Below are 11,410 nucleotides of genomic sequence, written 5' to 3'. Positions count from 1 at the left end.
AACCATCCAGAAGGATATATAGAACCAGATGGTAACAACTATAAATATATTTATCAATACAAAGATCATTTAGGAAACATCAGACTCTCCTATGCAGATAACGACAATGATGGAAAGATCGACATTCTTAGAAATAACCAAGATATTGATGGAGATGGTGATAATGCCATGGAGATCAGGGAGGAAAAGAATTATTATCCTTTTGGACTCGAACATAAAGGATACAATAATACTATTACTGGTAGAGAGCATAATTATGGATATAACGGTGTTGAAGAAGAAAATGAGTTAGGATTGAATATCTTAGAGATGGATGTTAGACAGTATGACCCTGCAATTGCACGCTGGACCATTATAGATCCCGTGATACATTTTGATTTTTCTCCATATAATGCTTTTGATAATAATCCAATATTTTGGGCAGATCCTTCTGGTGCTGATGGTGAAATGAGAATTCAAGATTTAAGTGGTAATTGGCATAGTATAAATTCTAATGATTACATTACGGTTTATCAATCAAACAACAACAATGATGGGAATGATGACGAGGAAAATTGTTGTGGTAACAAAGGAAAGAAAAAAGGAAACCCTCATAATATGGCACCTTTGCCAATAGTTGATGACTCTAACCTTACAGATGTGGTTACAGGAAATAATAAAAAGAATCGAAATAGTAAACTCGATCTGGGTGCTAATATGGAGATAGCAATTACTTTAGAAGAATTTTCTGAAATATATAAAGGGTATACTTTAAGTCAAATAAGAGATCAACTAGCAGGAACTTTTGATTCCGACAGTAATGCAACTTCGGGAGGACCTTATTATCGATATTTAATAGATCCTCAAAATAGTAATCGTGTTATTGATATGAGACATTTCTTAGTGATTGGATTACTAGGAGAAGATGTAGGGTTAGCGACAGAAATAGTTCAAGGTTTAAAAGGAGAAATAGGAAGTGCTTTTCATTTTCAGGATTTTTTCTCTAATAGATTGGGAAGGCAATTTTATGAAAATATTACTAATAAAGCACTACAATTTGACAATCCTAAAGATAAAGCATCATATTTAATTTATAGTATGAATAACGGTTTTGTTAACGAATTAAATAGATTTTTAAAGAATAGATGAAACGACTTTTATTATACTTACTAATATTATTTTCTGGCATTAATTTTTCTTGCTCCGATACAGAAAGAGAAAAAAATATTGAAAAAATTAAAGTTGGAGATTCTATTAAGAAAGTAGAAAGTATTTTTGGGAAACCAGATCAATTTTTTTCTACTTCAAAAAAGACTTTTCCATACATGAAAAATGTAACAGAAGATACTATCTATATAAAATATTACAGAGCTACGGATTGGTTTAATTCTAATGGAGTGAAGATATATTGTGACTCAAAAGTGGTTTTGTATATTGAGATAAATGATTGGTAATAAATCCGCTGTGCAAAGCCCCCCGCTACCGCTAGCCTCTTGGCTAGTGGCCAGCAAGAGTAAGCAATACAATAATAAAGATTATAAAAGCTACTATATTTCTATAGTAGCTTTTTGTATTTTGCTATAATGAGCAGAAATTATAAATTTCATAATAAATCGGGTTTATATTTTGTGTCTTTTGCTACGATATATTGGATAGATGTGTTTACTAGAGAATTATATTTATCTATTTTGGCAGAAAATATAGATTATTGTAGAAGAAATAAAGGAATGGAAATTTATGCCTATTGTTTTATGCCAAGTCACGTACATTTAGTTTTCCGTTCTACAAACAATAATCCTTCTGGTTTACTACGGGATTTTAAAAGTTATACTTCTAAAAAATTAATACAGGCAATAGAAGAAAATCCACAAGAGAGTAGAAAAGAATGGTTGCTTTGGATGTTTGAAAAAGCAGGAAAAAAGAATCCTACAATAACAAAAAGACAGTTCTGGCAACAACACAATAAACCTATTGAGCTTTGGACAGATAAGGTCATCGAACAAAAGATAAACTATATCCATAACAATCCTGTAGAGGCTGGATTTGTAACTGATCCCATAGACTGGAAATATAGTAGTGCCAGAAATTATCAAGATGATCATACCGTATTAGAAATTGATAGTGACGGGTATTTATTAGGATTGGTAAAGTAAGAACGCCACTAGCCAGGAGGCTAGCGGTAGAAAAGGAAATTGTTATGGATGATTTAAATAAACATCGATTAATTCTGGAAAAACTCAAAGAAGTTTATGGAGATTTGGACAATCTCAAAACGAATAATGAAATTTTACATACAAGAATCTTTAAAGACGTAAGCACTTTAAAAATTAATAACAGATTTAAATTAAAAAATACGGAATTACCTGTTTTAGAATGTGAATTAGAAAATAGTAATTATGTTTTAGCAACTACAAGATCATTATATAGTATCTATAACGATGCTAAATATGAAATGAAATATACTGAATTTTTAAAAAGTGATAGAGAGTATTTTTTCAAAAATTCAGATATAGCAGTTGGAAACACACGTGTATTTAGGTATTTTTTTATAAACGGGAAAGATTTTTTTTATGAAATAGATTCTTTATATCCTGCAGATATAGTCCATAATACTATTGTACTTAGCAAACGTTTTCAGAGATATGACGAACAAACTAACTCTCAGATTGATCAGAATGAAAATGAATAATTTCCCTTATTAAACCAAGGAATTACAAACTTACTCTATCTAGGGAATTAATACAGATCTATAGATTATGAAAAAAAGAATATTCATATTTATAATAATTAACATAGTTGGACTTTTTATAGCATACGTTTTAACACCTCAATGTCAGCCTTGTATCGGGAGTAGTTATTGTCCTTCTTGTATTGGTAAAGAAGAAGGAATATTCCTTATCCTGCTAGGACTATTAGATGTTTTTTATATTATTAAATATTTCATTAAACTCCCCGCTACTACTATCCAAGAGGCTAGCGGTAGCAGGGGCTAACGTAAATTTTGAAAGTTTGAAAAAATGACAAAAAACTACCCAAGATAAAGGTTCACAATATGGAACTTTTATATTTGATAAAAACGCACCAACTATACTTAAATTATAAGTTATGAAACAAATATTCGCACTTGTTTTTTTAATAATTTTAATACTCTCTGCCTGTAAGAGTTCAAAAGGAAAAGATTTTAATTCTGGAGAAGTTTTGAACGACAAGATAATTGTATTACAACTGGATGTTAACTGTCAAAGCCAAGAAGAATTAAATCTTTTAATAGACAATAATTCCTATGTTTTAGTTCAGCCTAAATTATGTGATATCTTTGGAGATTATATTACTAGTGGGAAAATAGTTAGCCTACATTTAACAGGAAAATTTAATGATTCAATATTTAATATTTACGATGGAAGCTATGGGATTTTAGAATACGATTCTATTAATAAGTCACTTAGCAAAGTTAAAGCTGAAAGGTTGTCATTTGGAAGCATTGATTTTATTAAAGATTTAAGAGAGTATAGAAAAAGTATTTCATATAGAATTGCCTCTTCTGATTTCAAATTAATTAAAAAGGATGCTAATATTAAGAGTGAAACAAAAGCCAGATATAAGTTGATATATATACTAGGAAGTGGTCGGTAGGGTAATGTAGTAAACTGGTGCTTTTGAAAAAGGGCATAAAATGGATATTGATTATCAGATTTATAAAATGATAAAACCCCAGCTCGTCCCCGCTACCGCTAGCCTCTTGGCTAGTGGCGGCCAAGAGTATACTAACTATAAAGATTATAAAGAGACTGTCTTAAAAGGCAGTCTTTTTTGTATTTTGCTGTAATGAGTAGGAACTATTAATGAAAGACAAGAAAATCTACTTTATTAGTCTCAATACTTTAGATAGTATCATACCAGTTATAATTTCATTTACACTTTGAATTCTCGCAATTAAAACATTCTTTTGAAGAACAATAACAGCATTGTTTTAACCAACTAAAAATATTCACACATTATGACGCGCAAAATTGTATTCTTTTGTTTTATTACTTTAATAGGTTTCAGTTGTAAAAAGAGTAAAGAAGTATCAAATCTTCCAAAAGAAAATACAGAGGTTCCGATCCATGTTTCATCAGATGAAGGTAAAAAGTGGAATGTCTTTGGGGTACAGATCACCGGTAAAATCCTAAGTGATCAATCAAATGATGAGTATTCGGTTATTGTAACAGAAACTCCTGCAAAAGGAGGTCCGCCAATGCATACACATACCCATGAAGATGAACTCTTTTATATTCTAAAAGGCAATTTTATTTTTAATTGTGGCGATAAAAAAATTAGTGCCAAAAAAGGAGATTTCATTCGTTTGCCAAGAGGAATACCTCATAATTTTGTGAATATAGATACTGTTACTGGCATTACTATGAATACTATCACTCCTGGAGGATTTGAGAATTTCTTTAATGATGTTGCCAAAGTTTCTAAAGACAAAACCTTGACAAAACAAAAAGTAGACTCCTTAGCACATAGTTATGGTGTAACATTTATCAAGAATTAATTTGAATGATTGTAAACGCTCTTGTTTTTTAAAGCTTATACATAATCATAATAATATTTCTATAGCAACTATCTTGTATATATAACTTTGGCCCAGGTTCCTGTATCTTTTGATTCTTCTGTTGCCATACCAATAGCTTGCAGTTCTTTGACCAAATTTGCATTAGCAAAACTAGAAGTATCATTTTCAATAGCATCAAAAAAATAAGAAACAGATTCTCGCATTCCCGGCCAATCTGCATAGGGTTGTTTTGAAGGATAAAATTTTGTTTGCCCACTGTTTTTTAACCTTGTCGTTAATTCTCCAGTCAGAATATCGATTAATATTTCTCCCTTATCACCAGTTGCTTCTACTTTTATATCCAATGTATCTACACTATCTATATTTACTTTTAATTGACCCCAAACACCATCATAATCCAGAATACAACTACTTTGTCTTTGTCTTCTTCCGTTAAGACCATGACCGTCCAAAAGCAATACACGATTAGGGTACGCATCTAATAAAATATTAAGTACATGAATATACCAAAGAGATAAGCGATTAATAACATTGGTATCTTGATCTGGTGCTGTTCCCCAGTTAGATCGGAGTGATATACAAACAGATTGAATATTGCCTATTTGCTTTGTTTTTATCAGTGTTGCTGCTTTAGAAATGGCAGGTATAAGTCCTAACTCTAAATCGGCATGTGTGATTTGGGGTGCTGTTTGTAATTTTTCCAAAACCTGGTTTATCAAAGTTCTGGTATGTCCTATAGGAGGTTCATAAAAAAATGGTAAACCAGATTGTATAGCTGCTATTATTATTTCTCCGTGCATGGCATCAGGAACTGCTATCATAACCGCATCTATATGATCAGAGTGTAATAAATCTCTGTAGTCATTATATACTGTTACCGAATCTCCAAATTGATTTTTAATAGTTTTGATAGTAGCATCGCTTTTTGCTGAAATAGCTATAATATCTGCTCTGCCGTCATAGGTTATCGCTGGTATATACGAGTTTTTAACCCAGTTGCCGTAACCTATAATCCCTACTTTAATTTTTGTCATCTTGTTTATGCTCAATTAATATTGAGAACAAAACTAGACACCATAAAAACTAATAAATTGTATATTTTAATCAGATTATAATAACTGGAAGTTATAATTAATTACTTCACTTTTATTAATTCCCTGTTTTATTAATGACTGATAATCTGACGGCGTGTGATTTATGAATTTTTTAAATTCTCGAATAAAATGTGCTTGATCAAAATATCCCGATTCTAAAGCTACTGAGGTTAAATTACCACTGGTGAAAATTAAACTGCAAAGTGATTTTCTAAATTTTATAAGACGTTCAAACTTTTTAGGAGAAATACCAATTATTCTGGTGAAATTACGGTTAAGAGTCGAATAATTGGTTTTTATGGTTTTGCAATATGCTTCAATAGAACAAACATTGTCATTCCATCTAAACTCGTTATAAAAATCTCTAATTTGATAAATACTTTTATAAGATTTTTCAGAAAATAGAGTGTTTAATAATTCATAGGTTTTATGAATCAAATCTATATTTGAATCGGTGTTTGAATATCGAAAAGCTTCGTTTGCTTTTGTGAATTCGAATGAGGTGTTGATTATGTTTTTTCCTTCGATTTGCAGAAAAGGAAATAAACCAAAAGCAAAAAACCGAATTCCGATTAGTTTGGTGCCTGCAGGATAGGTTAACATAGTGTTGGTGGAAGAAACTCCTTCAATACAAGGTGAATGAATCCAAACTTGATTTCGTTTATAGATAGAATTACCTATAGGAATTATCAAATTAACATATTGATTAGGAGGAGTTACTATTTTGATGGGTTGCTCATTATTTTCTGCAATCCATATTCGCTCGATTAAATCAGAAAACAATTTAGGTTTATGTTCATGTATCGTTAGCAACTCGGTATGTTATTTAGATTGTATTACCAATATTAATGATTTATATAAAGAATAAGAGTCATTATGGATATAAAATCTCTTTTCATCAAATAGAATAAAGTAAGTTTTACAAAAAGAGTATTTCTTATAGCGCTCAAAAGAGTAGGAAATATAAATTCTATAATAAGTGTGGGGTATACTTTGTGCGTTTTGAAAAAGTATATTGAATTAGCTAAATACACAATAAGTTTTAAAAGTATATTTGTATCCAGTTGTAGCTTACTCAGGAAAATGCAAGAATTCGAAAAACTTTTTACCGCTTTACAAATCACAGAAGAAGATCTTAAACGCGAAATTCTAAAAGTTGGAGTCGTAGATACAGTTTCTAAAGATACTTTTATCGTAGAACAAGATAAATACATAAAATGGCTTGTCATAGTGATCGACGGAAAAGTAAGAGTTTGGCAGGAACAAGAAGATCGACAAATACTATTGTACTATGTAAACCCGGTTCAAACCTGTGTGTTGTCACTTTCTGCTACGTTTAAAGATTGTCTGAGTATCGTATATGCTAAAACTGAAACCGAAACGACCATCATTAAAATCCCGGTTAGATTTGCTTCAGAATGGGGATTTTCTTTTAAATCCTGGCATCGCTTTACTACAAATTCATTTATGGATAGTTATGATGATCTATTACATTCTTATAAAAATTTAGCGTTCAAAAAAATCGATGAACGTTTAAAAGAATACTTAAGATCTCAAACCGTAAAAAATCGATCTCCAATTATTAAACTATCTCATAACCAATTAGCCAAAGAGATTGGTACCACTCGCGAAGTAATCTCCAAGATTCTAAAACAATTCGAATTAGAACAAAAAGTCGAACTTCGGTTTAAAGAGATCGAGGTTATATCACTATAAAAACACCTCTTTTTTCTGCACTTGTACCAAAAGGTACAAATTTTCACCTATTGCCAGATATACATTTGTCTCATAAGAAAACGAATAATCATATGAAACAAAGATTAAAACTGGCAGCTCTTTTCTTATTAGGAATAGTGCCTTTTTGTAATTCGCAAAACAACCTGAAAAAAAGTAAAATTATGAGTACAGAAAAACAAACGTATGTATTAGTGCATTCTGCCTGGTTAGGAGCCTGGCAATGGAGTGAGGTAACGGCAAAATTAGAAGAACAAGGACATACTGTTATCACACCAGATCTTCCTGGACACGGAAATGATAAAACGCCTCCAGTAGATATAACAATGAATGATTATGTCAAAACCATTACAGATATTTTAGATAATCAGCAACAATCAGTAGTATTAGTAGGACATAGCTTTAACGGGATCACCATTAGCAGAGTTGCCGAGTTACGACCAGAAAAGGTGAAAAGTCTGGTATACCTCGCTGCATTTTTAGTACCCAATGGAGGATCTTTTATTAGTGCTGCACAAACGGTAGAAGGATCAAAAGTTGTTGAGAATTTTTATCTGTCAGATAATAAAACCTATGCATTGATAAAAGAAGAAGAACTACAAAGTGCTTTTGCCCATGATATTCCAAAAGAGAATTTTGACGCAGCAAAACCTTATATTGTTCAAGAGCCTGCAGCTCCATTAATGTATGAGTTAGAGATTACTTCAGAAAACTTCGGAAGAACGCCCAAATACTATATAGAATGTACTGAAGATAGAGCGATTCCTATTGAGGTACAAAGAGCAATGTATGACGGAAAAGTTAAAAAAGCGTATAGCATACATTCTAGTCATACCCCTAATTTTTCACAACCTGATAAAGTAGCCAGTATACTATTGGAAATTGGATCTAAATAGAAAGAGATAAAAGATAATAAAACAACAGCGATTTGAATTCTTATTCAAATCGCTGTTTTATGACTTGCTAAAATCAATTTAAACAATTGATATATTCATTAACGTCTCATCGAGTGGTTTTTATCATTAATGATAGTGATTGATAAAATTGTATCGAGATGTTTTTAGAATAGTTATTTCTATTGGATATTGATTTACCTTTTCTTAATTACATTTCCAAAAAAGCACTTGATCACAAGATCTTTGGTAGAATGAGTCTGAGTCAGTAACTTCAAGTAATCTAAATCTTCTTCTGGTTGATCTTTTCAAAAAATCCTTGTCGGTACGTATCTCCAATAGGAATAACATTGCCGTTTATATATACTGATAAGGAATCCGTTTTGTCAATTTGCCTTAAGGAAACAATGTAAGATTTATGGATTTTTACAAAATCAGTATTTGACAAATACGCTTCAATGTTTTTTAAGGTATTATAGGTGATGATCTGTTGATCTTTTAGATGAATAGCTACATAATTTTTAAGCCCTTCGATATAGCAAACCTCGTTAACGTATACTTTTTCGAAGTTATTTTTACCATCAGTTTTTACAAAAAAATAGGCTTCGGTAGGGCTTTCTTTTTTTTCAGAATTTTCTTCTTTTTTGATTTTTAAAATGGCTTCATAAAATCGCTCAAATTCAAAAGGCTTGAGTAAATAATCTACTGCTTGTAATTCATAACTCTCCAAAGCAAACTGTGGATAGGCAGTAGTAAAGATAACTTTGGTTTGACCTTTTATAATCTTTGATATTTGCAGACCTGTGAGTTCTGGCATCTGGATGTCTAAAAAAACAAGATCAACGGTTTCCTTATTGAGAATGGCAAGAGCTTCCAGAGGACTTGTAGTTGCCTTTACAATAGTAAGAAACGGAACTTTTTTAATATAATTCTCCAACAACCGGATTGCAGGCGGTTCATCATCAACAATAAGGCATCGTATAGAGTTCATATTAATTGTTTATAAAAGGTAATTTTAGATGTGCTTCAAAATACGAATCTTTATAACCATAATCTAGCGTATAGGTATCCTTATATATTAAAGAAAGTCTCTTTTTGAGATTTTCTCTTCCGATACCGCTAGAACTATAGCTACGTACCTTTGATATTCGATTTTTGGTATGCAGCTCTAAGTGGTTTTCAAAAATTTCAACCTTTAATTGAGCTTCGTATTGTTTGTCGTTCAATACTCCATGTTTAAAAATATTCTCTACAAAATGAATGAGCACCAACGATGGTATTTTTTGATCTTTAATAAGCCCTTCAACCTGGTAATTTAAGAAAAGTTGATCTTCAAATCGTTCACGGTTAAGATGAATATAATCATCAATAAATCCTAACTCTTCATCTAATGGCATAAAATCCTTTTGAGCTTTGTAAGTAACGTATCGAAGCATTTCTGATAACTTGTGGATGTTTTTGGCCACTTTGGGTTGTGCATCCACAAGTTCTGTGTAAAACACATTTAAAGTATTAAATAAAAAATGAGGCTCTAGTTGTGTTTTAAGCACGTTGAGTTCTGCTTTTTTATGCTCGATCTCTAGTTTATGGATCTGGGTTTTATTTTCAATATATTGCAATAACAGATATAAAGAAGTGCTAAACAAAATAGCTCTTAAAGCATAATACAGGTTGTCAAATACATAATAACCAAAAACACGTTTACTCTCACCATAGTTATGAGAACCGGTAAGTTGATAACCAATTACTTCTTCAAGAAGAAATCGTATTCCGGAAAAAAGAAAAACCAATCCTATCACGGCTATAATAAAGTAACCTAATCGCTTTCTCGATAATAATTTAGGACATACCCAATTGAAATTTATAAAGTAGATACTAAAAAAAGTGATGAAGAAACTGATTTTAAGAAGAGAAGTGGGAAATTCAAAATTCTCTATAAATCGAGTTCTTCCTCCATAAACATAATCAGCATAATAATTTAAAACAACAATGATGATAGTGAGTACCAGATGATATTTCCAGGTTTGTTTTAATTTCATAGCACGAAAGTATCTAATTTCTCTCAAAAAAATCAAAGCTGCGGATCAACCCTCTATTTTCTTATATCAACACCCCAAAAAAGTGATATCAAACCATTGATCTTGTCATAAATGGTGTTGATGTAGTAGATGAGGGAGTTGATATAAATGTACATTGTTTGATGCAGATCGGTACTAGTTTTGGTGACAACAATAAATCATAATATCATGAAAAAAATACTTTTATTATTACTACTAACAGTATGTATACAAACAACTAATGGGCAACAAACTATAGATGTCAAAAAACATTTTGCTACCGTAGGAACTTCTGAACTAATGATGCTAGGTACTTTTCATTTTAACAATCCAGGACTAGATGATTATAAACCGAAACATGATATAGATATTTTCTCTGCACAAAAACAAAAAGAACTACAAGAAATCCTTGAGGTGATTAAAAAGTTTGGTCCTACAAAAATTGCCGTAGAGTCAAGAAAAACCAATCAAAAACGTATTGACTCTTTATATCAGGAATATCTGGCAGGAAGATTTGAATTGCGTGCCAATGAAATATATCAAATAGGTTTTAGGTTAGCCAAAATGTTAGGACATAAAAAAGTATACGCTGTAGATGCTGGAGCTCGTGGTTATAAAAGCGATTTAAGCGATGAAGATTATAAAAAGAAAGAGCAATACTTTGCACAAAAAGCAGGAATGCAAGTGGTTAAAAGAGAACTGTTGATTGATAAAAAATTCAATGAATTATATGAGATTGAAGATGAATTAAAGACAAAAATGTCTTTGTTAGATTATTTCTTACTTCAAAATGATACTGAGCTGGTGATGGCAAGTCACGGTCATTATCTGATCGGTAATTTTAAAATGGGAGAAGGCAATGATTATTTTGGACCTGATAATGCAATCTGGTGGTATAACCGAAATTTAAGAATCTTTCATAACCTGCTAAACATAAATCAACCAGGAAAAGACAAGGTGTTTTTATTAATAGGATCAGGACATTTGCCGATTCTTAATTTTTTGGCAGATGCTTCAATTGATTTTGATCGTAAAGAATTTAAGGATTATGTAAAAAAGTAGTCAATCAAAAATCAAACAGTTAAGAAAGTAAAG

General features: G+C 31.3%; 13 protein-coding genes. 9 read left to right on the top strand and 4 right to left on the bottom strand.

Annotated elements, in window-relative coordinates; genetic code table 11:
• From U0D62_RS16440 to U0D62_RS16415, 6 genes are all read left to right on the top strand, one after another.
• The coding region (locus U0D62_RS16440) for an RHS repeat domain-containing protein (RefSeq protein ID WP_322288399.1) at positions 1-1,128 on the top strand (1,128 nt) is incomplete at its 5' end.
• Positions 1,125-1,433, top strand: coding sequence for a hypothetical protein (locus tag U0D62_RS16435; protein WP_322288398.1), 309 nt, complete (start codon positions 1,125-1,127; stop codon positions 1,431-1,433). The genes U0D62_RS16440 and U0D62_RS16435, both read left to right, overlap by 4 nt.
• Positions 1,434-1,562: 129 nt before the next feature.
• Positions 1,563-2,132 carry an REP-associated tyrosine transposase gene (locus U0D62_RS16430; protein ID WP_322288397.1) on the top strand — a complete coding sequence of 190 codons (570 nt, stop codon included), beginning with the start codon at positions 1,563-1,565 and terminating at the stop codon, positions 2,130-2,132.
• Positions 2,133-2,176: 44 nt separating this feature from the next.
• Positions 2,177-2,668, top strand: a complete 492-nt coding sequence (locus tag U0D62_RS16425) for a hypothetical protein (RefSeq protein WP_322288396.1) — start codon at positions 2,177-2,179, stop codon at positions 2,666-2,668.
• A gap of 416 nt (positions 2,669-3,084) precedes the next feature.
• Positions 3,085-3,612 (top strand): hypothetical protein, encoded by a 528-nt coding sequence (locus U0D62_RS16420; protein ID WP_322288395.1) that lies wholly within the window; start codon positions 3,085-3,087, stop codon positions 3,610-3,612.
• 364 nt (positions 3,613-3,976) lie between these two features.
• Positions 3,977-4,516 (top strand): cupin domain-containing protein, encoded by a 540-nt coding sequence (locus U0D62_RS16415; RefSeq protein WP_322288394.1) that lies wholly within the window; start codon positions 3,977-3,979, stop codon positions 4,514-4,516.
• A gap of 68 nt (positions 4,517-4,584) precedes the next feature.
• Here U0D62_RS16415 and U0D62_RS16410 read toward each other — a convergent pair whose 3' ends face one another.
• A complete protein-coding gene (locus tag U0D62_RS16410; RefSeq protein WP_322288393.1) occupies positions 4,585-5,571 on the bottom strand; it encodes a Gfo/Idh/MocA family protein in 987 nt (328 codons plus the stop codon).
• A 75-nt stretch (positions 5,572-5,646) separates the two neighbouring features.
• On the bottom strand, positions 5,647-6,444 hold the full coding sequence (locus U0D62_RS16405; protein ID WP_322288392.1) for an AraC family transcriptional regulator: 798 nt from the start codon (positions 6,442-6,444) through the stop codon (positions 5,647-5,649).
• A gap of 189 nt (positions 6,445-6,633) precedes the next feature.
• Here U0D62_RS16405 and U0D62_RS16400 point away from each other — a divergent pair, with 189 nt between their 5' ends.
• Both U0D62_RS16400 and U0D62_RS16395 read left to right on the top strand, forming a co-directional pair.
• Positions 6,634-7,347: a Crp/Fnr family transcriptional regulator gene (locus U0D62_RS16400; RefSeq protein WP_322288391.1), complete on the top strand. Its 714-nt coding sequence runs from the start codon at positions 6,634-6,636 to the stop codon at positions 7,345-7,347.
• 92 nt (positions 7,348-7,439) lie between these two features.
• Positions 7,440-8,261, top strand: coding sequence for an alpha/beta fold hydrolase (locus tag U0D62_RS16395; protein WP_322288390.1), 822 nt, complete (start codon positions 7,440-7,442; stop codon positions 8,259-8,261).
• 280 nt (positions 8,262-8,541) lie between these two features.
• Here U0D62_RS16395 and U0D62_RS16390 read toward each other — a convergent pair whose 3' ends face one another.
• Together U0D62_RS16390 and U0D62_RS16385 are read right to left on the bottom strand one after the other, a co-directional pair.
• Entirely contained in the window at positions 8,542-9,249 is a 708-nt protein-coding gene (locus U0D62_RS16390) for a LytR/AlgR family response regulator transcription factor (protein WP_322288389.1), read from the bottom strand.
• Between the two features lies 1 nt (position 9,250).
• Positions 9,251-10,297 carry a sensor histidine kinase gene (locus U0D62_RS16385; RefSeq protein WP_322288388.1) on the bottom strand — a complete coding sequence of 349 codons (1,047 nt, stop codon included), beginning with the start codon at positions 10,295-10,297 and terminating at the stop codon, positions 9,251-9,253.
• A 207-nt stretch (positions 10,298-10,504) separates the two neighbouring features.
• On the opposite strand from U0D62_RS16385, the gene U0D62_RS16380 reads away from it, so the two are divergent.
• Positions 10,505-11,377, top strand: coding sequence for a DUF5694 domain-containing protein (locus U0D62_RS16380; protein ID WP_322288387.1), 873 nt, complete (start codon positions 10,505-10,507; stop codon positions 11,375-11,377).
• Positions 11,378-11,410 lie beyond the last annotated feature (33 nt).

Origin of the sequence: Aquimarina callyspongiae (assembly GCF_034322225.1) — a bacterium.
Taxonomy (GTDB): domain Bacteria; phylum Bacteroidota; class Bacteroidia; order Flavobacteriales; family Flavobacteriaceae; genus Aquimarina.
This window is presented reverse-complemented; position numbering and strand designations above follow the sequence as displayed.